The following is a 26,261-nucleotide window of genomic DNA, read 5'->3' as shown; positions in this document are numbered from 1 at the left end:
CTGGATCACCGGACCTTTCCTCAGTCCTACTTAAACCCAGGCGACAGAGCAGCGGTCTGATGCGTCAACCGCAGGTGTCCTGGCCTCTCGAACGCTGTTCCCATTTCTGAAACCAGTCTGGTGAACTCAGGCTTCCAAAGAAGCCACGAGGTCTTCAGCCTCGTGGTAGTTCACTTGCTGTATCCCGTTAATTCAATATAGCCCTGGCCTGAGACGGCCTGGGCGTTCAACTGGCCCTGGATATCAACGGCTCCCTCCCAATAGACGTTTCCGGTGGATGCCAGAGCAACGAGCTCCTGATCTTTGAGTAATGGTTGGATCAGGAGGCTCCCTTTGACGTGGCTATCATTGAGCTCTAATCGCCATCCCGATGGATAGGTAATACCAGTTTTGGGGCTCGTCCAATGATCGAGAGCTGTTGAATGAAGAGCTTCTTCTGGTAGCACAATGCCTTGAGAGGCTGGATCAATATATTCAGCATAGGTTGAAATGACTTTTCCAGTGGCATCGTGAATAAAGTATAACATGAGCTCAACATTATTCGTCAACTGGAGGCTATACCAATCCCAACCACCAATTCCGGTCGCCAGAAAATCTCCCCACTGATGATCCATCCAGGCTATTCCACCTGTAATCTGTAATGTCTGCTGATGATCTTGCAGGGTTCCGGCAATGGCCATCCGCGAGCGGGAATAATAATAGGAGAAGCCGCCAGTGCCATAGGTTATCAGACCATTTCCATTATGTTGCACGACCGGTTTCTGACCCGTAAGCGTCAGGTTGATGGCATAATCCTGCATGGTGGCTTTAAGCTGATCTTGACCATTCAACCCATGGATCTGCCAATCGCCCACCTGTTCGTCGATCCCATTGACGGATCTTCCATCAGGCAGCGCCTTTGAGAGTGCGGCTATACGGCGCTGATCATAGTGGAACTCATTTCGATTCAGATCACTGATCGCAAAGTGGGAGGCGTAGTAGGGTGGAAGATCGCCACGCAATGCTTGAAAGATGACGAACTCAAAACCATAATGAGCTGTCTTCCCTGTCGCATCTACGGCATCCAGATGTCCAGTATAGTACCACCATTCGGTCAGGTTTCCATGCCCTCCTTCATCCTGCGGAAAATGGATTGGTGGAAGCTGTGCCGGGGTGGTTGTTGCTTTGACCTCAGGGAGCTGCTCAGAGGTTGATACAATACCAGGAAAACTGCACGATGAGAGCCCTAAAGTGAGAAACAGGCACAGACTTATCAGCCAGGCATGAGCGCGATGGAAAGTTCTCATCGTTTTCCTCCCATCTGCACATCTGATGCATCCTGTGTAGAAACCTCCGAACGTTCTGGAGCTGCGGAAAATTCTGCAAGTCCATGAGGATGTCGCTGAATACCTGAAAAGGGGAGCCACCAGTTCCAATCCCCCAATAAACGCATTGTCGCAGGCACCAGCAGGCCGCGCACAAGGGTTGCATCAATAATCACAGCCAGGGCCATGCCTAACCCCAATGCCTTTACAATCAACATATCCGCAGTCGCAAAACAGGCACAGACGACAATCACAATGACAGCCGCGCTGGTGATAATACCACCACTACGCTGAAGGCCAATCGCAACTGATCGCGTATTATCTCCTGTCTGCCAGAAGGCTTCTTGAATACGCGACAAGAGAAAGACTTCATAATCCATGGAGAGACCAAACAGGGAACAAAAGAGCAGGATAGGGCTCGAGGCTTCAACAAATCCTAGTGGAGTAAAGCCCAGCAATTGATGCAGGAAACCTTGCTGGAAGATGACGACCAGCGCTCCATAGCTTGCCAGAATTGAGAGCGTATTCATAATAATGGCCTTTAAGGGGAGGACCAGAGAACGGAAGAGGAGGAAGAGCACAATATACGTTGTCAGGGATACGATCAGGAGCGCCAGAGGAAAATCTGTGTAGAGAGAGTTCACATAATCGATATTTCCGGCTGTGCCACCATCAACGAGAACAGAGATGCCATGGCCTGGATCAGTATTGCGAATGGCCTGGACTAAGGTCTGTGAGTGGGGGTCAACCATTCCATATTTACTGACTACTTCCACAAACAGTGTATTGCCAGCCACAGATGACTTCAAGAAGGCGCTGAGATAGGGATCACTGATAAATTGTGGATGACTATACAAGGACTGATACTGCTCCAGGGTAAAGCGTGGATCTGCACTGACGATGCTATCGACACGCTCAACATAGGGATGAGCCTTAATGCGCTGGACATAGTCATAGAGATATTTGATATTCTCTGCGCTAAGAGCATCTCCTTTTGTCTGCACTGCCATGATAATAGGTGTCGTCTCACGCTGGTTAAAGCGCTCTTGTAAGACGGTATAGGCCTGCCGTGAGGGGACATTCGCAGGCAGAATCGAGGCGTCAGGGGCTGAGAAACGTACCCAGAGAAAAGGGAGCCCGAAGCCAATTAAGAGCAGTAAGACGGGAAAGAAGACGCGCAATGGGTAACGCATCACTACGTGAGAGAGCCGGTACCAGAAACCATGATGCAATTCATCCTCATTGACAACGCTAAGCCCATTCACGGACTTGTTTTTACTGAAACGAGGGAACCGGACCGGAAGGGCATTGACTTTCAGACCGATCATTGCCAGCAATGCCGGTAACAGTGTCAAGGCTGCGATAACAGCCAGCAGCACGACCATTATTCCCCCTATGCCCACTGAGTGGAGCATATTAATGTGAAAAAAGGTCAGACCAAAGAGGCCTATTGAGACGGTTAAGCCTGAAAAAGCCACAGCCCGTCCAGCGGTCGCTACCGTGACGGCTACGGCCTCATCAATACTCCGCCCATGTGCAACCTCTTCACGAAAACGACTGACCATAAAGAGCGAGTAATCCACTCCTAATCCTAATCCAAACAGGGTTGTAATATTCAGGACGAAGATGGATAGCTCGGTAACGTGCCCCAGGGCAAAAACTAAGGCCAGCGCCACGACGACCGCACACCCTCCTACGACTGCTGGTAGAATGGCCGCAATCACTGAACGAAAGACGAAGAGCAGCGCAAAAATTGCAAAGGGGAAGGCCAGGAACTCTGCTCGGCGCAGATCACTTTCGCTGACTGCCTGGATATCTTCATAAAAGACGGGACCACCGCCCACCATGCTCTGTACATCGGGCATCTTATGCAGACGACGTTGAAATTCGGGCAGCACCAGGGACGACGAATTCGGATCTGAGGTCAGAGCAACATTTACATAGGCTGCGTGAAGATCTGTTGAGATCTGGCGTGGGTTATCGGTAAACGAGGTGATCTGCCCTACCTCTTTCCAACCACGCAGACCTGCGAGTGCCGCCTGGGTCTGCTGCAAAAATTGTGGATCTTCAACGGTATATTTCTTGCTCTCAAAAATAATCTGTACAATATTGGTATTGACATGCAATTTCTCGGATAAGACATTAATTGCCTGTTGCGACTCAGCATCGGGACTCACAAAACCGCCCGAACGTAGGACCTGACTGGCCTGAGGAGCAAAAGGCAGGGCAATCACCGCCGCCACCATCCACAACCCCACAATCAACCAGCGATGGCGGGTGGCAAATCTGCCAAGATGGTAAAACATAACACAGAAGACCTTTCTTTAAATACTGTAGACAGCACACAACCAGAAAGCATAGGTCAGACTCTCAACTTCTTTCTTCTCAATCTTCATGTCTAGGACGACAGCCTCTACCTCAAGGGGTCATTCTCTCCCAGGATCTGGAAGTAGAGCCAGTAAGTGCTTCTGAATAGTTCGCTGGAGTTTCAGTGAACGTTTTCAATACAACGAACGCGCACAAAAATTCACCTATAAAAACACAAAAATCTCTCTATAATACATAGGAGTATTTTTCACTTGATGCAACCTTTGATTGGACTCCGGTCAAAGACGATACCAGGGCTTTGCAGATGAAAGCTATAGAGTCGACGCATCACGACAGTTGTTGTATGATAAAGCCAACCGTCAGGCGTATACTTTTTAGCATGCCCTGTACCATCTCACCACACCTGCTTTGCAGTGTTCCTGCTGCCCCTGGTTGGCACTTATCCTGCTGGATATGAGGCTTTTACGCAGCAGATCTACGTCCTTTCATCAAACGAAGGAGTTTTCTCATGGCTAAACAAACAGCCAGAACAACGACAAAAAAAGAGCAACCCATCACTCAGGTGCCGATTAAAGTCATCAGTGTGAATCGCCAGGCTTATCATGATTATGAGGTTGAGCGCACCATTGAAGCGGGCATCTCGCTTGTGGGAACGGAGATTAAATCAATTCGTGAAGGCCGAGTACAGTTGCGCGGAGCCTATGCTCTCGCTCGCAAAGGCGAGATCTGGCTCGAAAATGCCCATATCTCTCCCTATGAGCATGGCAATCGCTTCAACCACGAGCCGATGCGCAATCGAAAATTGCTTTTGCATAAGAAAGAGATCGATCAATTGCTCACGAAGGTTGCTACGAAGGGCCTTACCTTAATTCCTCTGAAGCTCTATCTCAAAGGCGGGAAAGCTAAGATCGAGCTCGGGCTCTGCCGTGGTAAGAAGCTCTATGATAAGCGTGCCTCGATCGCCGAACGAGATGTCAAACGCGATATTGAGCGGATCGTTCGCGGCAGATAAATACCCATGCCCCATCAACCATGAACAGATGATGGTTTTCAGAAGAATCAGTACGAAACAGGCAGGTCAGGAGTACGATGAGCACGATTAGAGGAATACATCACGTTCAGATTACCATTCCACGCGGAAGTGAGGAGCTCGCTCGCACCTTCTATTGTGAGCTCCTTGGTCTGCAAGAGGTTGAAAAGCCAGTATCACTGCAAGGGCGCGGTGGCTTCTGGCTGCAAAGCGGGAGCCAGCAGATTCATGTAGGAACAGAGGATGGAGTCGAAAGACTTGCAACAAAGGCGCATATTGCCTATGCAGTTGACGATATCGAAACATGGAAACAGAGACTGGCTGAGCAGGGTTTTGCGATTCTGGATGGCATTCCGATTCCTGGTTATACACGCTTTGAGACTCGTGATCCCTTCGGCAATCGGATGGAATTCATTCAGGCTCTTTAAAGCTAAAGATCAAGCTTCGTTCCTTATATTCCTGGTCGCTACATTCCTGGTCGCTCTTGATCTCAGCTATTCTTCTTCAAGAAGATGTTCAGGATGTTGACTCTCTGCACTATCCAGAGCGTATAGAGTCAACAAGGCGATAGCTGCCCCCACAAGTATGAGCAGGACAGCGACCAGTAAAAGGATAATTAACACGATGTGCAAACAAATATCTCCCCAACATGAAAGATGAAACCCATAAAGCGATCCTTCTCATTCTCAATTCTTAGAGCATAACTATGTTATAGGACCGTATCTCCATAAAAATGGTAACAGAATAGGCCTCTTTTCTAACTATTTGTCTGCATATTTGCATACGCTAACTTCAGAGCCACAGGAGTAGAGAGAGCAGCTATTGAGGAAATAAATGATGGCTATTGACTAATTCATTCGCTTGATTATAAAGATAGACATGAAAGGGCAAAACAACTTTCTGCTCTGTCAGAAACAAAACCAACCCATCTTTGACCCTATCTTCCATCACTACACCATTGGCAGAGACCAGGCGAAGACGCTGAACGGTCTGCTGGCTATCATCTAAGACATACCCCCCAGCGAAAAACTGATTGGGCCATCCACTACCAGTCAGATTTGCCCATGGCTGCTTTCTTTCAATCGTTCTTTGTGGTTGAGAGAGTCCTAGACTGTCTTGAATGTGCCACTTACCGTTCACATCTTTTGTGAGGTCACAAAGAAAGCATGCCTCATAGAATTCATTTTCTTGCATGGTGACAGCAAAAACTTGACGCTTAGCTTGATGTTGATCTTTGAGAAAATGAAACGTTTTTCGAGCTTTACTTGCAGTAGAATCTACAGACCTGCTGCCATCTGATCCATTTGGGGCGATTCGAACAGCGCTCAGATGCGCAATAATCTCTTCCTTCGGATCGGTATGTGCCATATTTTCCTTTCATTGTCATCACTATTTTCGTGACTGATCTTACATACATATACGTTTGCCATCAGGCAAATACGTAAAAGGAACTACTCATTAGTATACATTATACTAGCAGTAGTTCCTTTGTGAAATGTTACTAATATTTAGAAAGTGACTACTTTATATTCTTCGGTACATTCTGTGCCAGTTGTAAAAACAACACAAATTTCTGATCGAAACCGCCAAACCTGATTTTTCCCTGTAGTTTTGTAAAATGTACCACAGAATAAATCAGTAGTATAATCCATACTACATTGAGAATATGAGGCTTTGTTATCCCAACTTCCCCAACACACTCCCCATGCCCAAGCAGTACAATAATCTGCATAACTATTTACCGTTACTTCTAGAGGTTCGCTACAAATAACTTCAGTATTTCCCTCTAGCATGGTAGGATTATTTTGATCTGCATTAAGGCTAGCTGAACATACTGCAATGAGATCATTAGGAGAATATTTACCTGTGGTATATTTTTCTAGTGGTGAAATTTTTGCATATGTTTTATTGGGTTGCGAAACATCTGGAGAAGTAACTGATTGAGCGAAAGTGGAAATTGAAAAAGTAAAAAAAAGAACGATAGCCAACACAGAAGCGACAAATAATTTCTTACTTAGCATGGAATTTTTCTCCTAATCCGTTATTCTCTACATTAACACTGTAGGACCCCAACTAAGATGGTATTGGTTAATCCTAAAGATGAAAACATTACAATGTGTCTAGTACCTTGTTCCTTTCTTTTGAAATGCCTATATAGGCAGATGACCAAGATACAAGGGGTATTTATAACCCACTTAGCCTTTTCATATGGCCAGTAACAGAGTACTAGTTACATAATTTAATTTTGTTCTTCCATTTTTGAGCTCTTCGCTACTTCATGGAGCTCTACTATTGACATAGAATTTACATTTTTCGCTTATTTTAAGTATACATGAATGTATACACAAAAATGAATATCATTTTTATCATTTTTAATATCATTTCTTTATGCACCTAGTAAGTAAATTATTTAAAAAATCATTTTTACAAACTCAAAGATTCAAACATAAAAAAAAGAGTAAAAGCTTATAAATCTATAATAGGCCTTTACTCTTATCGTTAGGGAGACACTATCAAACAAATAGGCAACTTCTTATGCTAACAGCTCTTCACATTCGAAGTGCTTCTTCATCTGAGCCACCGGCTCACGAATGATTTTTTCATACAGACCATATTGACGAGCCGAATAGATGCCAGTCTGCCGGCGTACAACGGAATCACCTTGAAGATTTGTTGTCTCAATGACCAGATCGACCATCTGTCTATTCGATGATGAAAAACGTTCTTGCTGCTGTGCATTATGCTCAAAGAGCAGTCTCCAGAAAGTATGGGTCAGCAGATACCCCTGATGCTCAAAGAGGTCAATAATCGACTGATCCTGTACAGGAAGCGCGATACTTAAAACTACACGGAGCCGATCCGAAAACTCTTCCAGAATCTGACGGGCTCGCTCCTCAATTAACCAGATCAACAATGTTTCAATACCACGGTGTCTATAGGCGGGGTGTACACGTAAAAAAATTTCAAATTCCAGTGTCTGTCCATCAAGTTTGCTATGAATATCCGCATAGCTAATAATGTCATTGGTATGAGTGATGATTGTCCAGGCATCTGTCGCCAATTGAAAACCCGGAGCAAACCAACGTCGATTTATATCTTCCTCTACCACCTCTGCCAGACCAGTCAGAGGGAGATCACAGCGAGCCACCAGAGCAGTGACGGATGAAAGATCGTCCAGTACCGGAGGGCGGGTCGATAGATTACTCAGGCGTATAATCATCACAATGTGCTCCATTCTTGCAAGAGAGATCCCTCTCCCTTTGAATTTATAGCAGAATGAGCCGGGCAGTCTTAAAGCTGACTTTAGACGTTGAGGGTCAGAATTCGTAACTCTTTCCCCGCGCGCAGCTCCTTCTCGTAACGATGTATTTGTCGGTCAACATGCATTCCAGCACGAGTATACAAATGGGTCGCATCCGTCAGACTTAAGGCATCCACGCTCAGATACACCTGCTTGATGCCACGTCGATAAAATTCTTCGAAGGCATGGTGGAGCAAGGAGAGGCCAACCTTGTTGCGCCGCCAGGGCCTGCGAACACCCAGAACACGGACCCAACCACCATTCTCTTTCCCATCTTTACAGAGCGCGATGCCAGCAATCTCATCCCCGGCCATTGCTAAAAACCAGAATGAGGAATCAACTCCTGGTTGTGGAAGGGAGTGGTTAGACCACTCTTCATATGTAGCTGGCAGGTGGCCCCAGTGATCCCGGAAGATCTCTTCATCAGCCTCATAGACGGCACGCTCCATTCCAGGCTGCATACGCTGGACATGAAGACCTTCGGCCCACTGCGCCTGCGGAGGTGCTTCATGAAGCTCAATGTTCATCCGCCAGAAGCTGCGTACATGTAAGAATCCCTGGTGCTCGAAAAAGGCCATTGAGTCATGATCGTGATCACTACATCCAGCTATCAGGCTCACACGCACCTCTGGATCAGCCTCTCGAATATATGCCTGTGCTCTCTGTTCACTATGCTCTAACAGATGCTCCTCTATACCCTGCCAGCGATAGGATGGTGACACATAACAATGAAAGAAGAGAATCGCATGCTTGCGATGTTCTATACGAGCATAAGCAACCAGTTTACCGGTGGACTCAGAGACAGCCCAGGTCTCAGTCTCGGGATCAAAATCAGACCTGCTCCAGAGCGCCTGCATACTTTCCAGGGTTGTCTCTGCTTGCCCATCAAACTCAGCCTCGCAGAAACGAACCAGCTCAACAATGGCTGGTAGATCGGCAACGCCGGCAGGGCGCACCATCAAATCTTGTGGATAAGTGACTCTTTGCATTGTGCACATATCTTTCTAGCTATCGAGATAGCACATTCTTTTCATACAGCATAAAAAAAAGGTGGCCAATAACTGTCTAATGATGACAAAGATCTATACTTCAAGCATCTCGGTACTGAGCTCTATGCCAGCCCGAAGCTCTTTGATATAACGATTGGTGACTCGGAAGACATGCATACCGGCCTTCTCGTACAGCCTCGTGGCACCCGTTAGACTCTCCGCATCAACGTATAGATACACGTCTTTGATGCCACGACGATAGAATTCGCCAAACGCATGGTGAAGGAGAGCCAGAGCCAGACCATGACGACGCCACGGACGCCGAATTGCCAGTTCATTCACCCAACCATTGCCCTCATCAAGACTACACAGGGCAAGACCAGCGATCTCCTCACCAGATGTCGGCAGATACCATAACGTTGGATCAAACGTTGGATTCTTCGTCAGCCAATGCTGCCATTGCTCAAAAGACTGAGGCAGATGCCCCCAGTGGTCTTGAAAAGCCTCTTCAGCAACATCAAAAACGATCCGCTCCATCTCCCAGGTAAAAGGCCGCAGCTCCATATTGGGAGGCCATTGTGGGGCTGGTGGGGCCTCATTAAGCTCGATCTTCATGCGCCAGAAATGTCGCGTGAGATTATATCCGTGACGTATCAACAATTGCTGCTTCGCAACATGGTTCTCGTTAGCTCCGATCCGAAGGGTAACCCTTGCTTCAGGAGGCGCCAGAGCGACCATCTGTTGAGCCCGCTCTTCGATCAGACTCATTAAATAGCTCCCCAGACCTCGCCGCTCATATTCTGGATGCACAAAACCGACCGCAAAAAGTTGCACATAAGCTTCTTGCTCCAGACTGGCAACTGCAATGACCTTTCCCTCTGGAGCCAGGATCACCCAACAATCATGAGTAAGATCAAAGTCAGGACTACTCCATTCACGCTCCATAACTTGAACGGTAACCTCTGAGCGTCCAAACAACTGGTGATCACAGGCACGCATTACTTCACAAACCTCTTCCAGATCACTCCAACGAGCCGCTCGTGTCGTAAAACCATCTGGCAAGACAGGCTGTGTCATCATAAAACCTCTCCTCTTTCTGGCAGACACTGTGTTCATGATCTATCTACATCGTAATGACTATACGACCTTTCGGATATGCTCACAGTGTCCACCGAAACGTTTAGCAGTTAACCGTTTCTCTTGAGCTTCCCGGTACGTTTCGCATAGCGCTCAGCTACACCAAAGATGTAGATGCCCAGAGGCAGGCTCACAATACCTGCAATAATCAAAGGCCAGATATCGTTCCAGATGGTTATCGACCAGATCGGTGCCCCATCCATCAGACCAGCACGCAGACCATTTAAGACATAGGTCGCAGGTGAGAAGATCGATAGGACCTGCATCCAACCAGGCAAGACAGTGACGCTGTAGTAGACACCGGAGACGACCAGTAAGATCGCTCGCACGATATAGGACATCTGCGTGCCACGCTCGGTAAACAGAAGCGGTAACACTGATGCACCGATGCCCAATCCAATAAATGAGAGGCTTCCCAGAATCAGCATAAAGGCCGCAGTCAGATAGTTCGCATTACTCAGATCAAGATGAAAGAACAGGCTCACAACAAAGAGCTGAATACAGGTAAAGAGCAGTCCATGGACGATTGCAAACCAGCAGCTTCCCACCAGATGGGTAAAGCGTGAGATCGGTGCCATAAACGTGTGCTCAATCGTGCCTTCCCAGCGCTCCATCGTGATCATATCCGTCACCCCTTCAAAGGTGACGCTAAGATACGACCAGACTGATGTGCCGATCAGCAGCGTGAGAATAAGACGATTGGTCGACTCTGGACTGAGTTTGACATTAGCGATGCCGCCTGCACCTTCGCCGATAAAGGTAACAGACATCGAGTTCACAATATTATAGAAAAGCCAGACAATCTCCCAGGCCCAGTAGCGCTTGGTAAGATTCCAGTTGCGCTCAAAAAACGCATAGGCAGCCCGACCCTGATGAATCATTGATGACATAAGTGCTTCTTCCCCTTTTACTCTTCTTCACGTTGCGCTTCAAGCGCCTCAAATGCTTTTTCCCACGAGCCATAGAGCTTGATATCTTCCTCTGTAATCGTATGGGCAGCGGTATAGTGCATAAAGACTTCGTTCAATGAGACCAGCTCGCGGCGTCCCATCAGATTGGTCACAGTCCGGCGCAGCTCTTCGGTCGTGCCCAATGCAACCATGCGCCCCTTGTCGATAATCGCAACCCGATCACAGAGCGCCTCAGCCTCTTCCATATCATGGGTCGTAATCAAGATGGTGGCGTCATGCTTATCGCGCAGATCATGAACAAAGGTCTGTACATCTAGCTTGGAACGTGGATCCAGTCCTGTAGTAGGCTCATCCAGCAGGAGTACGATAGGAGAAGTGAGAAACGCCCGCGCAATCGCAACTTTCTGCTGCATACCACGCGACATATCTTCCAGAGGCGCATTAATGCGATTGGCCTTAATCCCCAGACGCGTCAACAGATCTTTAATCATTGTGCGCGCCTCTGAGCCAGACATATTGTAGAGCCGGGCCGCATACAGCAGGTTCTCCATCGGAGAGAGCTTCTTGAAAAATGAGGCTTCTACGCTCACACGATTGATTAGACGCTGGACAACGCGCTCGTCTTTGACGACATCGTAGCCAAAGATGCTAATTCGACCACGATCAGGAATAAGCAAAGTTGAAAGCATGCGAATTAACGTTGATTTGCCCGAACCGTTCGCACCTAAGATTCCCACAATCTCTCGGTGCTTGATCGTTAGACTAATATCGTCAACTGCTCGTACCTCGCGCACGACCTCCAGTTCGGCGGACTTTGTCTTAGCGCGCCGAAATAATGGCTGTGATTTCTTAAAAATCTTTGAGACCCCATCGATCACCACCGCATCTTTTGATGTATCTATCACCACGTTCTTTAACAAACGAGAATGGATTGTCTGCTCTTGAATAGCCAAGGGATTTCTCCTTTATCATCTTCAAACGGCTACTACTGCTTTTTCATAATTCACAGTGTACAAATCGCCTTTAAATTACCAGTCACTCACAATACACGAAATACATTTTTAATTCTTCAATTTCCGCCCTCTCAGGAAAGAGCAACCTCAGACCTGACCCTCATTACCACCTTGCTTTTCACAGATCATCACTTTTACCAGAACATCAAAGCCTCCCGATACCATAACAACAGCACAGTTACACAAAGCCAGCATAAAAAAGTGCAATAAAAAACCGTGGAACTGGATTTTCTATGCCCAGTGCCCACGGTCGGAGGGTTGTTACTTACCGCTTTTTCTCATTTTAATGGCGGTCTCCCCCTGGAAATGGGCACACTGCTCCCCTGGGCCACAGTCTTGGGACGAGCTGTGAGGATAACATAAGAGCCAGGATCTTTATAGGTGATGGGCATGACAAAACGAGCGCAATCAGCAAAAAACGCATGATCGCCCAGGCAATACAGGCTTGCAGTAGCTGTATGATCTGTCATAGTCGCCATCTCCTTTCAAGAAGTGTGTGCTAATAAATGTTTTTTCTTAGAGGCAACACAGTTCTGATGACAAGTTCATCGAGAGGATTGTGTCGTCAATCCCTAACATTTCCAAGTATACGGAATACATTAGTGGTCTGTCAAGGGCATTATAACTATAAATGCCCCAGTTTTTCTGTACAAAGAAAGTTCTACTGCTGTTGCGACTTTAAGAAGGCTCTAAACTTTCCTTGCTGAATAATTTCGACCAGCTCTATGTGGCGCTGAACTGCTTCTTCAGGGCGATCAAAGCTAAACTCGCAATAGGGTAGGCGTACAAGAGTTAGATAGCCATTCTGTTGTGGAAAGACAGCAGAGACAAAACCGCGCCCCATATGATTGTCATCAAACGAAGCAACGATATAACGTTTCCCTTTAGGATCAATGGCCACATGACGAGCCAGGTCCAGGGTCTGCAAAACCACCGCAGGAGCTCCAGGGATCTCAACGGTGTTACGAATCTGAGTTGTCGCAACGGACAATTGCTCCATCTCGGCGACATCATTTACGGACATAACATTCTCCTACCTTACCATACCATGAAAAAACAGCACAATTGACTGCACAACCGCAGTGCGCTAAATGGCACAGATATGAACTTTAAAGTTTGCAGACCACAGTTGCAAAACACAGCAGGCTGCAAACTATAGTGTACGAGAGTCGACCGGATTGGTCAAGAAGTCCAGCTAAAGTTCCACCTGTGAAAATTCCTTTTAAAGTTCCTTTTAAAGCTCTTTACGCAGCCATTTTCGCACGCGATGGCGACGCCGATACTGTTTCCAATAACGCTGTATCCGGGCTGGCACCCATCCCAGGAAAGAGGGGTGTCGCAGAACTGAGACAACGAGTTTCAGGCGTAAACGACGCCAGATGCTCTGTAACTCTGCCAGTTCACCGCTGCGAAGTGGATGCTCTGGACTCTGTGGATCGGCCCAGCGCTCTCGCACATAGATGTCTCCCAGACGCTCTAACGCAGTAATATCAGCCGTACGTGCAAACGATGGTCTGATGCGCTCCACATATTCGTAGGGTGTCAGAGAGGGCTGCAATTGTATACCAGCCCAACTTGCCAGTAGACAGATGCGACCATAAATCTGAGTCGACAGGCTATAGCGGCGGAAGAGCCGTCTCCACCAGATGCCAAAAGCAATACAGAGGAATAAGGTCAATAGAATCAGGCTTCCTAAGGTAATGCTTATGCTCGGTCCCTGGAAAAAAAGGGGCTGGGAAGAGCTGCTCGTAGAACCTCCTGGATCAGTCTGATCTGGATCTTTCTTATGCTTTGTGCGCTGGTCAGGCGGCACCACGCCCGTTGGAAGGGTCTGGTTTGATGAGGTCCCATTCGCTCCAGGTGTGTTCAGGCCAGTAGGGCGTACAAATGAGTTGAAGCTTGCCGATGGCTCAAAATTTATCCATCCATAGCCTGCAAAGTCGATCTGTACCCAGGAATGTGCCTGTTTACCACGCACTGTATACTGGCCAGTACTCTCATTGTATTCCCCCGGCGCATACCCCGCAACCACGCGTGCTGGCATTCCTAATGAACGAGCCATAAGCACCATCGCCGATGAAAAATAGTTACAGAAGCCATCTTTTTGACTATTGTCAAACAAAAACCAGGCCACCGGGTCGCCCTGTCTGGGTGGATGAATATCCACACTATAGCTATAATTCTTTTTGAGATACGACTCTAAGGCCTGCGCCTGATCATACATGCTGGTAGCGTTGGCATCTGTTACAATCTGATGAGCCAGTGCACTGATACGCTTCATATCGTCATTGCTGGGCATCTGAGTAAAATCACGCACCAGACCATCTTCATAGGCGTTTACAGCGATCAAATCGTCAGGACGGTTAGGATTAGGGGTATAATTTGGTGCATTCTTAGGAAATGGGACGCCCTCCAATGTTGTATCATTGACGTCGGAGATAGCTGAATTGACAGTGTAGCTCACGCCAGCGCGAATCGTCCCATTTTTCCCTACCCAGGCCACAATACCATGATCACCATTGTAGACCGAGGCCGGAATGCTTACTGAGGTCATCTCAGAGGGGCCAAGAATGTAGGGATTCTGTTCAGCTGGTGGATTCACCATGGTGATTCGTTCTTTCACCGATTGAGTCGAGAAGGAGCTGGGCGGCAAAAAGGCATTGGCTTCCAGGGGAAATGGATTCGTTGCCCCCAGAACCCAGCCATTTGTTGTATAGGTCTCATAGCTCACAAGCTCAAGATAGAGAGCTGCACTATCCTTACTGTTAGTCTGCATGGTCAGCACTACTTCATCATTGAGGTTGGGATTGCCACCCAGTGACAATTGAGCCCGAAAGCTGCCATGGTTTGAAGTTGCGACTCCACCACCACTCGGAGAGAACGCTCGATTCCAGGTATTCTGCAACTGTAAGAAGGGATTCTGCGGCACATTCCAGATCTGGCTCGCAACTGGATTGGCATAGCTTCCAGGCAGAACCCAGGAAAAGATGAGAATACCAACCGAGACCAGAGCCCCTGCCTGCATAATATCCCACTTGAGATCATCGTCAAAGCGGAGCCCCTGCCTTTTCCAGCGCGCAATCGATTCATAGAGGTTAAACCGCAACAATAACAACAGCGATGAGATCAGGAAGAGGATAAGAAAGAAGATCCCTCCAGCATCGGTCATATTATTCAGGTTGATCAGGAGCACAACTGCATTGGCTGCAACCATAAGCAAGGGGCTTCTCATACAATAGACCAGCCAGACACTTATGACCGCCAGGGCAAAGCCAAGAGATAAGATAAAAAAGAGGAACATGGTATCATCATTCCCCGTTCCACCCGAGCGAATTGTGTTGAGCCAATCCTGAAAGCGTGCAAAAAACTCAGTGAAGTTCCCTTGATCGTAAAGCAAGACCGTTTGCCAAAACGCCAGAAGCAGACCAACGATAATCACTACACTAAAAACAAGCAGCCGTGGAAACCGCTGCTGCTTTGCTGCGACAAAACTAGCAATCAGACCAAGAGCAGTCGTCTGGGAGAGCACATCTAAATTACTAATCCAGCCAGCCGCCTGTACTGACCACGTTGTGCTATAAAGAACGGCAGCCAGTAAGAAAAAGAGCAGCCACCCCTCTGCCGGGTTTAAGAGCAATTCAACTGTCCGTGGAGAACGTCCCTTCTTCTTTGGATCGGGAGGCGTCTCCGAAATGAGATGGGAGAGCCGTTCAAACGTCGTATCGCTCATCGCGTCTACCTTCCTTTGACAAAACGCGTGTCGGATCCACTTTCTAGTATCTGAGCAATTGGATCGTTACAATGGATGCGCATCACCGGAATACCTGCGCCTTCCAGTAAAGCCAGAGTATCCTCATCCGAAGACTCCCCTTCAAATGAGGCGGCATCCAGGCCCACCACAGCAACCTGTACTCCTCGCCGTTGAAGATGACGAATACTCTCATGCCAATCGCTCGTCTGTGAGGCCGTAATCACAATCGCCACCGTATTGCGGCGAAAATGGAGGGCATCCACAGCCAGAGCCTCTTTTAACGCTGGTCCCTGCCCTGCTGTCACCACAGCAAGAAGCTCAAGCATACGCTCGATCTGTCGATCACCACGATCGAGGGCGAGAATCTCGCGCTTCTCTCCGTTGACAATCATGCCTAGTGAAAGATCATGACGTAGCAGATAGTTTGCAATCGTTGCAGCAATCGTTACTGCATATTCTTCAGTCGAATCCTCTCCTTCTCCCACTTGCACCTCACCCTGAAGATCCAAAAAGAGCCAGGCATCAACTGCGGGATCAAGATCAAATTCTTTGACCATCAACTTGTTGTAATGAGCACTGCTACGCCAATGAATACGGCTTAAGGCATCGCCATTGACATAGTCACGAATCGTAGTTGCATTGGTCGTCGTCTGAAGCGCTCGCTGCGCGCTACGGCCTCGTCCAGGCAACCCACCTGTGAAAAGTGCAAAATCCGTAATCGGGTGGACGCGTGGCAGAACCAGGAGATCGCCCGCTGGTGCCAGAAAACGATGCTTGCGGAAGAGTCCAAAGGGATCTCCACTCGTGGCAATGACAGGGCCCATTTGAAAACGTCCACGCTGTCGACAGGTGCTACGCGCCCGCCACATCGCTCGTTTCCGCCCGCCCATACTGGCAACATAGCCCGCTCGATGTCCTGGTAGCGTCGAACCATCGGCAATCTGCACCCATAGTTTTGGCAAGCGGCTCAGATTGTCTAACGTGAGCCGCTCATCAAAGACCTCGCCAACCTGCACACGTTCCCCATTGAAGGTGCGTTGGAATACCATTTTACGCAGGCTATATTGCGCCCACAGCCAGGAGAGGACAAAGAGAATGAGTAGTACATAGGTCAGAATATAGAGAACCTTCCATGCACTACTAATGGCAAAAAAAGCCAGGATGCAAATCAGAAGAATAGCTTGCCAGGGACGCATAGCTAGCGCCCCCTTCCGCCACCAACCCATGCATTGGGAACAGGAACTGACTGTAGAATCTCATCAAGAATGGCGGTTGAGGTAATTGAGCGCACACGAGCCGCTGGTGTAACGATGATACGATGAGCCAGCGTTGGTTTGGCCAGCAATTTGATATCATCTGGAATCACATACCCACGTCCGCGCATAGCCGCCAGAGCCTGTGACGCACGAAAGAGCGCCAACGAGCCACGTGGACTTGCGCCAAGGTAAATATTTTGATGGCTACGCGTTGCATTGGCAATGCCAACGATATATTCACGAATCGAGGGGTCAACATGAACGTTACGCACCTGTTGCTGAATGGTGATCAGCTCCTCAGCGGTCATAATCTGGGCCAGATCTTCGAGAGGGTGATGATGTTGATGGCTATCGAGAATATTCATCTCGTCCCTGGGTTGGGGATAACCCAGGCGAATATTCATCATAAAGCGATCAAGCTGAGCCTCAGGCAGCGGAAAGGTTCCTTCATACTCAATGGGGTTCTGAGTCGCCATAACCATAAAGGGAGAAGGCAATTGATAGGTGATGCCATCAACAGTCACCTGCGCCTCTTCCATCGCTTCCAACAATGCCGACTGAGTCTTTGGAGTCGCTCGGTTCACTTCGTCTGCTAACACAATCTGCGACATAATCGGACCAGACCGAAACTCAAAATTGCCCGATTTCTGGTTATAAATAGAGACGCCTGTAACATCACTCGGTAGAAGGTCTGGAGTAAACTGAATACGCTTAAACGAACATCCGATGGAGCGGGCAATAGCTTTTGTTAAAACGGTTTTCCCGACACCCGGTACATCTTCGATCAGCACATGTCCATTACAAATAACGGCGATCAGACTGAAGGCAACGGGCTCCGCTTTGCCTACTATGACACGCTCCACATTCTCTACCACGCGCTGAACAGCTGTAGCTAAGTCTTGTATTGATTGCATGTATCATCTCCCCAATGAGGTTCAATCGAGGCGTATGTCTCGATAAAATCAGAGCAACCAGCCTCTCCTCAAATACAACTCCACTACGCAACGTTTACTCTCAGGGCGTTCAAGGAGCACAGGTATAGATGGGAGAGCAAATGGTAATTTTCTCTGAAAAGAAATACGCTACGTGTGTTGGTTTTGTTGCATTCGTTACCCTAATAGTACCACTTTTCAAGTAAATAAGCCATCTACAAAGTCCTGTTTGAAGCCTTTGCTACACAACCACGTCCTCCCATCTCTCACAGAGGGGCTATTCCGAATGGCCCGATATATGCTATCATGAGGAGCATGAGTCAGAGCGACCACACACCCACTCAAGAATTGTTAGCTCTCGTTACTGGCTACGTCCAGGGCGTTGGCTTCCGTTATTTTGCAGTCCAGAGTGCTTTGAGCCTGGGGCTGCACGGATTCGCACGCAATGAGAGCAACGGCGACGTTACCATAGTCGCTCAAGGGGCACGACCTGCCCTCGAACATCTGCTTGTCCTGCTGCGGCAGGGTCCACCAGCGGCAGAGGTCGAGGAAGTACACACGACATGGCGAGAACCAACCGAACATTTCAGTGGCTTTCACGTCCGCTGGTAGCTGGGTAAGTTAGAGAAGAGGACCATACATGATTGATCGCGAGACGGTAACAAACGTAGCCAGGCTCGCCAGATTGGGTCTGAGCGAAGAAGAGATTGATACCTTTGGCAGCCAACTTTCCGCCATTCTGGGGCATATCCACATTTTACAAGAGGCCGATGTGAGCGGAGTCTCCCCCACTGCCCATGCCTCACGACAGACCAATGTTATGCGTGAGGATATTGCCAAACCTTCTTATACACCTGAAGAGTTGCTGGCCAATGCTCCAGACCAGGAAGACAACTGCTTGCGGGTCAATGCGGTACTGGAGGACGCATAAATACACATGACTGAACTCTATCATTTAAGTATTACTGAGGCCGGCGAGCTCTTACGCCAGAAGAAGATCTCTTCCGTTGAGCTCACACAGGCCCATTTAGAGCGCATTCGCGCCGTTGAGCCCAAAGTGAAAGCTTTTACGCTGGTAACCGATGAGCTGGCTCTGGAACAGGCTCGAGAGGCCGATAAACGCTTTGCTCGCGGCGAGAATCTCCATCCGCTGACTGGCATCCCTCTTGCCATTAAAGATGTTATTGCGACGAAGGGGATTGCCACAACCTGCGGCTCACGCATGCTGGAGAATTTTAAGCCCCCTTTCGATGCCACGGTGATGGAGAAGTTGCATGACGCTGGCATTGTGATGGTTGGAAAGACAAATATGGATGAGTTTGCAATGGGCTCTTCCACCGAACATTCAGCCTTCTTTCCTACCAAAAATCCCTGGGATCTCGATCGAGCTCCTGGTGGCAGTAGTGGTGGCTCAGCTGCTGCCGTGGCCGCTGGGATGGCCATGGGCTCTTATGGCAGTGATACAGGTGGCTCGATTCGCCAGCCTGCCTCGCTCTGTAATCTCGTTGGACTCAAACCAACCTATGGCCGTGTCTCACGCTTTGGCCTGGTAGCCTTTGCCTCTTCGCTGGATCAGATTGGACCCTTTGCACGCAATGCCCGCGATGCTGCTCTCCTGCTACAGGCTATTGCCGGGCATGATGAGCGCGATGCTACGAGCTCTCCACAGTCCGTTCAGGATTACACTGGCGCGCTCACTGGAGATCTGAAAGGGATGCGCATCGGTGTGCCAGAGGAGTATTGGGTCGAGGGCACACAGCCTGGAGTCGTTAGCGCAGTGAAGGCCAATATTGAGCGCCTGCGCGAACTTGGTGCTGAGATCAGTCCTGTCTCACTTCCACATACCAAATATGGCGTTGCAGCCTACTATATCATTGCTCCTGCTGAGGCCAGCGCAAATCTCTCTCGCTATGATGGCGTAAAATATGGTTTCTCGTATCGCGATACCAGCGAGATGTGGGAGGCAATGGAGAAAACACGGGAATACGGCTTTGGACCTGAGGTGAAACGCCGCATTATGCTGGGGACCTATGCCCTCTCCGCTGGCTACTACGATGCCTACTATAAACAGGCTGAGAAGGTCAGGACGCTGATCACGCAGGACTTTTCCAGGGCCTTTGAGCAATTTGATGCCCTTGTAAGCCCGGCCTCTCCTACGGTCGCCTTCAAATTGGGTGAGATCTCCGATCCTTATCAGATGTATCTTCAGGACGTTTTCACTATCCCAGCCAACCTGGCAGGTATCTGTGGCGTCTCGATCCCAGGCGGCTTTAGCGAAGGTCTGCCCGTTGGCCTGCAATTGCTCGGCAATGTCTTCAAGGAAGACACCCTTCTAAAGATTGCCAGTGCCTTCGAGGCTGTCACCGATTATCATAAGCAATGGCCCGCAGAGCTCTAAATGGACGTTCATACAAAGGGTTCATCACCCGGCATGAAAACTCCGTTTTCGGAAGAAACATCTGCTGTTGTAATGGGGAGTAGCGTCTCTCGAACGTCTCTGGCCTGCACATATTAAAGTATCCTGGTAGCCCCTAGCAGCGTTCGCGGTCGGATCTGAAATGGTTCTTTCATTTGATCAAGATTCGATCGCGAAGCCTGGGGGCGTCGAAGAGGTAGTGCTACTTCTTGCCCATTTTCTCATTTTTCGCTTACCTCATGCTTAGATTTCTCCCCAATTGATGGGATATTTCTCTTATCACACAACAATAATTCGCCTTTTGACGATAGAATATTTATACTAATCTTAGACTCTTACACAGTATAGTCTTTTTGCTCCATACTTCTCATACAAAAATTACTATTCTCTTCAAAAATACGGAAGAAAAAAAATATGAAACGTCGGATCATAGGGATCATCTGCCTGCTTTGTGCTCTTAGCCTGCTCATCCTGATTCCCTTACTGGCTTTTACCTCATCAGGGGAAGGGTTTTTAACGTCTGCGGGCATCCTTGATCCGACCCCCACGCCAACACCGATCCCTTATCCAACGTTACCGCCTGCAACCCCTATTCCTCCCATCACTCCCCAGCCCATCTTAACGGTGCAAGGAGCTCCACCACCTCTCGCTGCCAGAATGAGCTATCTCATTGATGCCGATACAGGCCACGTATTGGCGGATACAAATGGAGAGAGGCCAGTCCCCATGGCCAGCACGACCAAGATCATCACTGCCCTGATTGCAATTCAGAGCGGCAAGCTTGATCAGATGATTACTGTCAAACAGGATGCGATTGATCGCGTTGGTTATCATAGTGATGGTAGCACCGATGGTAGCAGCGCCTATCTGAAAGTTGGTGAGCAGATCAAACTGAAAGATCTCCTCTATGGCTTGATGCTCCCCTCAGGAGACGATGCGGCAGTCGCAATCGCAGATGCCCTGGGGGGCTCTACAGAGACCTTTGTCCAGCGCATGAATCTTTTTACTTTTCGTCTCGGCCTCTTCCAGACGCATTATGTCAATCCTGATGGACTTACCCAGGATGAACTAAATGGACAGCACTACACAACAGCAGCCGATCTCACCCGGCTCGCCACGTATGCCATGAAGATTCCGTTCTTTGCTCAGATCGTACAGACTCCCAGCTATAGTACAGCCAATCATGTCTGGACAAATACCAATCTGCTCCTCAGTACATACCCTGGCATGAATGGCATCAAGACCGGCCATACCGATGCTGCTGGCTGGTGCCTGGTCTTCTCCGCCACCCGCAATGGACACCATCTTATTGGAGCCATTCTGGATAGCTCCAGTCAGGTAACGCGTGACTCCGATACGAAAGCCCTGCTCGATTGGGGTTTTAATCTCCCTGTGCGTCCCCCCAATTAGCACAACTTCCTACCTTCTTATGAGCTAGATGCCTATAGGGGCATGATACACCCCATTTCCTCGCCTGGATACTTGCTAAATATAAATTGTTGAGCTATAATCACTGCTACATTGATGAATCTAGATTTGCCAGAAAAGTCCCTAAACATCTGGATTCTGTTCCCAATAGAAACTTTTTTTCTTCAACAAAGGCGTTGGAGGGTAGGAAAACAGGCGTTCAACTCCGATCGAGCAAAGGCCTGTTTTGAGGACTGCGAGGTTCTTACTTTGGCACGAAACAATGTTGCACTCACTCAGCGCTCAACACTGAGTATCGCGCTCTGGCATCCAACAGTAGTGATTGCCGTCAGTTATTTTGCTCTTCTGATCGCGATGATGGGCATACGTGGCTATAGTGTTCTAGACTTTGTTCATCTCGGCACAGTCTGGTCGCAACACAAGCCTGATGGAACATGGGGCTATGATGGCCAATTCTACTATCAATTAGCACATGATCCCCTCAACGCCTGGCAATTTATGGACAATGCTCCCTATCGTTATCAGCGCATTCTCTATCCACTGCTGGTCTCTCTACTCAGTCTGAAGTTCGATCCTCTGATCCCTTATGTACTCCTCACCGTTAACTGGCTCGCCATCGTGCTAAGCGTCGATCTTCTGGCTCGCCTCCTGGTGAAACGAGGTCTCTCTCAGTGGTACAGTCTTGCAGCAGGCCTTTATTTCGGACAAGCGGCTGGCCTGACATTTGATACAGCAGAGCCACTGGTCTATTTTTTTATCTGTGCAGGTGTCTGGCTACTTGATGAAGAACGGTTCATGTGGGCTGCTGTAATGATGGGACTGGCGGCGCTCACACGTGAGACGGCAATCCTCTTTCCTGCCGGATATCTCTTTGGTTTTGTGCTTCAACGACAGTGGCGTAAAGCTCTGCTGTTTTGTGCGGCTGGTATCCTGCCTTTGTGTGTCTGGTTAGGGCTACTTTATCTCTTTTTTGGCCGCACCGGGCTCACGTTCTCTCCACCTTTTGAGCATCTTCCTTTTGCTGGTCTGTTTGCCTTTGTACAATCTCCACATAAGTTCTGGTTCCTTTTTCTCCTCTTATTTCTGCCTGGCGTATTAAGCGGCTGTATGATTGTACGTGAGCTCTTCCATCGGGGTTGGTGGCAAGCCGGACCATTGAGCATCTGGATCATGAATCTGCTGATGATGGTCTTTCTGTCACGCTACTCCTATATGGAACTTATCTCTGCGGGACGAATCGGCACCAGTCTTGTCTTTGCAGGATTGCTTTATGCCTTGCAGGTGAAAGATCAACGCATCTTATTCGGTCTGCAAAGCTATGCGTTGACGTTCCTTGTCTTTGTAGTTGGCATCATGCTTCCCTTAAGCTCTTTTATTGGGTGAAGGTTTTACAAAGACCAGCAGCATCAATCACTGCCGCTGATGAGTACTGCTTTTTGCATACAATGCAGCTTTATCTCTGATTAGAATCGCTGTCGTGCACTATTTAGTGCTCAGATTAGTGCTCAGAGAGCAACAAAAAATGAGACCTTCTCACGAGAAGAAGGTCTCATCAGATTCAGCAAATTGAGGCATTATTTTTTGCTGAACGCTGCATCAAAGGCAATTGTGGAGGGGCGGAAATCAGTACGACGCACAAAAGCTGCTGCATCAGTCGCACCCCACTCGCGATCCATGCCAGAATCTTCCCATTCGACCGAGAGCGGTCCCTGATAGCCAATGTGATTAAGAGCTCGAATGATGGACTCAAAATCGACATCGCCATGACCTGGCGAGACAAAATCCCAACCACGACGATTATCACCAAAATTGAGGTGGGAAGCCAGGATACTGGTCCGGCCATTCAGCTTCCGCTTAGAATCCTTCACATGAACATGATAGATACGGTCGCTAAAATCCTCAATAAAGGTCGCAGGATCAAGGAATTGAGGAATCAGATGGCTGGGATCAAAATTAATGCCAAATCCTGGTCGATTGCCAATGGCATCCAATGTCTTACGCGTTGTCACGAAATCATAGGCCAGTTCAGTTGGATGGACCTCAAGTGCAAACTTGACCCCCTCCTGCTCAAACACATCAATGATTGGATTCCAGCGCTCGGCAAATTCAACATACGCCTGATCAATCACTGCAAAGTCGTTAGGTGGAAAAGAGTAGAGCAAGTGCCAGATATTCGATCCCACAAAACCAGTTACGGTCTGCACACCAAACTTAGCCGCCGCTCGAGCGGTATCCTTCATCTCTTCGGCTGCACGTTTGCGAACGCCTTCTGGCTCACCATCGCCCCAGATCGAAGCCGGGAGGATGTTCTTATGACGAGCGTCAATATTATCGCAGACTGCCTGACCAACCAGATGAGCACCAATGGCATAGCTTTTCAGACCATTTTTCTCAAGAAGTGCATGCTTAGCCTCTAAATATCCGGGCTCATGAAGAGCCTTTTGCACATCAAAATGATCGCCACCAACGCCAAGTTCAAGGCCATCAAAGCCCATCTTCTTCGCCAGAGGAGCGAGTTCTACCAGTGGTAGGTCTCCCCATTGACCAGTGAAAAGTGTGATAGGTCGTGCCATTACGTCCTCCTTACAGTTTTTCAAACGTACACATCTTTAGCATGCCTCCAGGAGAGTATACGATGGCAGACCCCCTCTTCAGGAACAGGTCAAACACAATCCAGGCCATAGTATCCACATTGCTGCCAGGAACCACCGTCTCCACTCAGTTGTAGGATCACTGCATGCGCTTCAGTATATCACAGAAAAGTAGCACAAGATCTCGCAGCATTGGCATACCCTGACTACCAATAAATACGTACTGGTAAGGAGACCATAAACATGATAAAATAACCACACCTGCTTGTACCATAGAATTTGAATAGAGTATGCTAAATGCGTTACGCAATTTTTACCGATATCCACGCTAATCTAGAGGCATTGGAAGCTGTGCTGGCCAAAATTGACGAGCTATCGCAGCAAGAGCCAGTCGATCAGATCTGGTTTCTCGGCGACCTCGTTGGTTACGGACCCAACCCCAATGAATGTATCGAGAAGCTACGAGAACGTACGGATGTTATTATCGCAGGCAATCATGACTGGGCAGCAGTCGGCAAGATTGATCTCGAAGATTTCAGTGAAGCTGCCCGCATCTCAGCCCTCTGGACCAGAGAGCAGCTTACGGAGGAACATCGTACCTTTCTTGCAAATCTCCCTGAACGGTTGGAGAAAGATGAATGCCTGCTGGTCCATGGAAGCCCCTATGGGCCTCTCTGGGAATACCTGACATCCGAAGTACTTGCGGAACGAAGTTTTCAATACTTTTCCAGCCGCTTCTGCTTCGTTGGGCATACCCATGTCCCGGTCATCTTCCAGCAGCCCGATTCATTTGCCAATACACCAACCCAACCGTTGGATGTTGAGGCTATCGATGTCATTGCAACTCATGGTACAGAAGAGGCAAACAGAACAGCGGCTCTCGAGCAAGGCGCATCCGTGAAGAGTGTCCCGGACGAGCAGGAGACCCAGACAGCCCCTGCGGATGAGACCGTTGAACAAAGCACAAGTCAGACCAGTATCAATGATACAGAGAGCGTTCATACCGCTCCAGAAGCGCTGCAAGAGATTGCAGATCGCGTTGATGTCGAAAACGCTCGTCAACAACATCTGGCCGATGACGCGCCCGAGCTCGTTGTCCCTGAACTCGCTGAAGCAATCGCTCAGGCAGAAAATGAAGAGGATGAGACAGCAGAGGTTATTGCCGTTCACCCCATCCCTGCTGCTGCCGATGTTGAAAGGTCAGACCAGGAGACGCCAGTTCCAGCAGATGAGCTTTCTGCCGAAGAAAAATCCGCTGAAGAGCTCCTTAATGAAGAGATTGAAGAGCTATTGGCGCTGTTGGGTCTTAGCCAGAGTATGGTAGAAGTCACAAATGAGATGCTTGTTCCACCTGAAGGAGCATGGAAGGCTCCTGAAGGCTATCGTGCCATTATCAATCCGGGCGGCGTTGGGCAGCCACGCGATGGAGATGCACGTGCAGCATTCATGATCTATGATACAGAAAAAGGCTTTACCTTCTATCGCGTCTCTTATTCTTTTGAGAAGACTCAGGAGAAGATTATCGAGGCCAAGTTACCCAATTATCTTGCCACACGTCTGGCTTATGGCCGCTAGCAGTCTGGCCTACGGCTTCTAGCAAGATAGCACAACACCTGAGTACCAAACAATAAGCAACAAAGAGCGCAGAGGAGAACTGCGCTCTTAAGATAGTTCCTAAAATCTAGCGAATCCTTGATTTGTTCGGTTATGGAGCTACCAGCGGGCTTCACTTCGGTGGAACAGGAGTTCGAGAGGTGTATCACACCCTGGGGTGTTTGTTCCAGCTCCAGGCTCTGTGGTGCTGCATTAAGGAGAAGCGAAAGCAGACGTGTGCTGCACGTGACAACCCTCTTGAACGCCGCGAGGAGCATTTA

Annotated in this window: 24 protein-coding genes; 8 read left to right on the top strand and 16 right to left on the bottom strand. The window is 48.6% G+C overall.

Translation table 11 applies throughout. The features are described from left to right. Positions 1 to 170: 170 nt before the first annotated feature. Entirely contained in the window at positions 171 to 1,286 is a 1,116-nt protein-coding gene (locus tag EL628_RS08495) for a lipocalin-like domain-containing protein (RefSeq protein ID WP_126579523.1), read from the bottom strand. Continuing rightward, complete coding sequence (locus tag EL628_RS08490) at positions 1,283 to 3,610, bottom strand: MMPL family transporter (RefSeq protein WP_126579522.1); 2,328 nt, start codon at positions 3,608 to 3,610, stop codon at positions 1,283 to 1,285. Before EL628_RS08490 ends, EL628_RS08495 begins: the two co-directional genes overlap by 4 nt. Before the next feature lie 530 nt (positions 3,611 to 4,140). Between EL628_RS08490 and smpB the strand changes: the two genes are divergently transcribed. Together smpB and EL628_RS08480 are read left to right on the top strand one after the other, a co-directional pair. Beyond that, a complete protein-coding gene (smpB, locus tag EL628_RS08485) occupies positions 4,141 to 4,644 on the top strand; it encodes an SsrA-binding protein SmpB (RefSeq protein ID WP_126579521.1) in 504 nt (167 codons plus the stop codon). Between the two features lie 77 nt (positions 4,645 to 4,721). After that, a complete protein-coding gene (locus EL628_RS08480; protein ID WP_126579520.1) occupies positions 4,722 to 5,090 on the top strand; it encodes a VOC family protein in 369 nt (122 codons plus the stop codon). Positions 5,091 to 5,156: 66 nt separating this feature from the next. Here EL628_RS08480 and EL628_RS29750 read toward each other — a convergent pair whose 3' ends face one another. From EL628_RS29750 to EL628_RS08420, 13 genes are all read right to left on the bottom strand, one after another. Next, positions 5,157 to 5,294, bottom strand: a complete 138-nt coding sequence (locus EL628_RS29750) for a hypothetical protein (RefSeq protein ID WP_161975357.1) — start codon at positions 5,292 to 5,294, stop codon at positions 5,157 to 5,159. Between the two features lie 187 nt (positions 5,295 to 5,481). Further along, on the bottom strand, positions 5,482 to 6,030 hold the full coding sequence (locus EL628_RS08475; protein WP_126579519.1) for a hypothetical protein: 549 nt from the start codon (positions 6,028 to 6,030) through the stop codon (positions 5,482 to 5,484). 140 nt (positions 6,031 to 6,170) lie between these two features. Further along, complete coding sequence (locus EL628_RS08470; RefSeq protein WP_126579518.1) at positions 6,171 to 6,683, bottom strand: hypothetical protein; 513 nt, start codon at positions 6,681 to 6,683, stop codon at positions 6,171 to 6,173. Positions 6,684 to 7,195: 512 nt separating this feature from the next. After that, complete coding sequence (locus EL628_RS08465; protein ID WP_245994221.1) at positions 7,196 to 7,882, bottom strand: GNAT family N-acetyltransferase; 687 nt, start codon at positions 7,880 to 7,882, stop codon at positions 7,196 to 7,198. A gap of 83 nt (positions 7,883 to 7,965) precedes the next feature. Beyond that, the gene (locus EL628_RS08460) at positions 7,966 to 8,952 is read right to left on the bottom strand and encodes a GNAT family N-acetyltransferase (RefSeq protein ID WP_161975355.1); all 987 of its coding nucleotides are present in this window, start codon (positions 8,950 to 8,952) and stop codon (positions 7,966 to 7,968) included. Between the two features lie 93 nt (positions 8,953 to 9,045). Further along, positions 9,046 to 10,032 carry a GNAT family N-acetyltransferase gene (locus tag EL628_RS08455; RefSeq protein WP_161975354.1) on the bottom strand — a complete coding sequence of 329 codons (987 nt, stop codon included), beginning with the start codon at positions 10,030 to 10,032 and terminating at the stop codon, positions 9,046 to 9,048. Positions 10,033 to 10,139: 107 nt separating this feature from the next. Continuing rightward, the gene (locus EL628_RS08450; protein WP_126579514.1) at positions 10,140 to 10,979 is read right to left on the bottom strand and encodes an ABC transporter permease; all 840 of its coding nucleotides are present in this window, start codon (positions 10,977 to 10,979) and stop codon (positions 10,140 to 10,142) included. Between the two features lie 17 nt (positions 10,980 to 10,996). Further along, positions 10,997 to 11,953, bottom strand: a complete 957-nt coding sequence (locus tag EL628_RS08445) for an ABC transporter ATP-binding protein (protein WP_245994032.1) — start codon at positions 11,951 to 11,953, stop codon at positions 10,997 to 10,999. 338 nt (positions 11,954 to 12,291) lie between these two features. Then, the gene (locus EL628_RS08440; protein ID WP_126579513.1) at positions 12,292 to 12,483 is read right to left on the bottom strand and encodes a hypothetical protein; all 192 of its coding nucleotides are present in this window, start codon (positions 12,481 to 12,483) and stop codon (positions 12,292 to 12,294) included. A 191-nt stretch (positions 12,484 to 12,674) separates the two neighbouring features. Next, positions 12,675 to 13,037, bottom strand: a complete 363-nt coding sequence (locus EL628_RS08435; protein WP_126579512.1) for a hypothetical protein — start codon at positions 13,035 to 13,037, stop codon at positions 12,675 to 12,677. A gap of 210 nt (positions 13,038 to 13,247) precedes the next feature. Further along, positions 13,248 to 15,743 (bottom strand): DUF4129 domain-containing transglutaminase family protein, encoded by a 2,496-nt coding sequence (locus EL628_RS08430; RefSeq protein WP_126579511.1) that lies wholly within the window; start codon positions 15,741 to 15,743, stop codon positions 13,248 to 13,250. Positions 15,744 to 15,748: 5 nt separating this feature from the next. After that, positions 15,749 to 16,960, bottom strand: coding sequence for a DUF58 domain-containing protein (locus EL628_RS08425; RefSeq protein ID WP_161975353.1), 1,212 nt, complete (start codon positions 16,958 to 16,960; stop codon positions 15,749 to 15,751). A gap of 2 nt (positions 16,961 to 16,962) precedes the next feature. Continuing rightward, positions 16,963 to 17,934 carry an AAA family ATPase gene (locus tag EL628_RS08420; protein WP_126579509.1) on the bottom strand — a complete coding sequence of 324 codons (972 nt, stop codon included), beginning with the start codon at positions 17,932 to 17,934 and terminating at the stop codon, positions 16,963 to 16,965. 333 nt (positions 17,935 to 18,267) lie between these two features. Here EL628_RS08420 and EL628_RS08415 point away from each other — a divergent pair, with 333 nt between their 5' ends. From EL628_RS08415 to EL628_RS08395, 5 genes are all read left to right on the top strand, one after another. Next, positions 18,268 to 18,564 (top strand): acylphosphatase, encoded by a 297-nt coding sequence (locus EL628_RS08415; RefSeq protein WP_126579508.1) that lies wholly within the window; start codon positions 18,268 to 18,270, stop codon positions 18,562 to 18,564. Between the two features lie 28 nt (positions 18,565 to 18,592). Next, positions 18,593 to 18,883: an Asp-tRNA(Asn)/Glu-tRNA(Gln) amidotransferase subunit GatC gene (gene gatC, locus EL628_RS08410; protein ID WP_126579507.1), complete on the top strand. Its 291-nt coding sequence runs from the start codon at positions 18,593 to 18,595 to the stop codon at positions 18,881 to 18,883. 6 nt (positions 18,884 to 18,889) lie between these two features. After that, on the top strand, positions 18,890 to 20,350 hold the full coding sequence (gene gatA / locus EL628_RS08405) for an Asp-tRNA(Asn)/Glu-tRNA(Gln) amidotransferase subunit GatA (RefSeq protein ID WP_126579506.1): 1,461 nt from the start codon (positions 18,890 to 18,892) through the stop codon (positions 20,348 to 20,350). Between the two features lie 432 nt (positions 20,351 to 20,782). Then, complete coding sequence (locus EL628_RS08400; RefSeq protein WP_126579505.1) at positions 20,783 to 21,778, top strand: D-alanyl-D-alanine carboxypeptidase family protein; 996 nt, start codon at positions 20,783 to 20,785, stop codon at positions 21,776 to 21,778. A 267-nt stretch (positions 21,779 to 22,045) separates the two neighbouring features. Continuing rightward, positions 22,046 to 23,179: an AZOBR_p60025 family cell surface glycopolymer formation protein gene (locus EL628_RS08395; protein WP_126579504.1), complete on the top strand. Its 1,134-nt coding sequence runs from the start codon at positions 22,046 to 22,048 to the stop codon at positions 23,177 to 23,179. 191 nt (positions 23,180 to 23,370) lie between these two features. Here EL628_RS08395 and EL628_RS08390 read toward each other — a convergent pair whose 3' ends face one another. Further along, positions 23,371 to 24,369 (bottom strand): sugar phosphate isomerase/epimerase family protein, encoded by a 999-nt coding sequence (locus EL628_RS08390; RefSeq protein WP_126579503.1) that lies wholly within the window; start codon positions 24,367 to 24,369, stop codon positions 23,371 to 23,373. 315 nt (positions 24,370 to 24,684) lie between these two features. Between EL628_RS08390 and EL628_RS08385 the strand changes: the two genes are divergently transcribed. Beyond that, positions 24,685 to 25,962 (top strand): metallophosphoesterase family protein, encoded by a 1,278-nt coding sequence (locus EL628_RS08385; protein WP_126579502.1) that lies wholly within the window; start codon positions 24,685 to 24,687, stop codon positions 25,960 to 25,962. Positions 25,963 to 26,261 lie beyond the last annotated feature (299 nt).

The sequence above is a fragment of the Tengunoibacter tsumagoiensis genome, from assembly GCF_003967535.1.
Taxonomy (GTDB): domain Bacteria; phylum Chloroflexota; class Ktedonobacteria; order Ktedonobacterales; family Ktedonobacteraceae; genus Tengunoibacter; species Tengunoibacter tsumagoiensis.
Note: the sequence above shows the minus strand (reverse complement) of the source record. Positions and strands in the feature narration are given on the sequence as shown.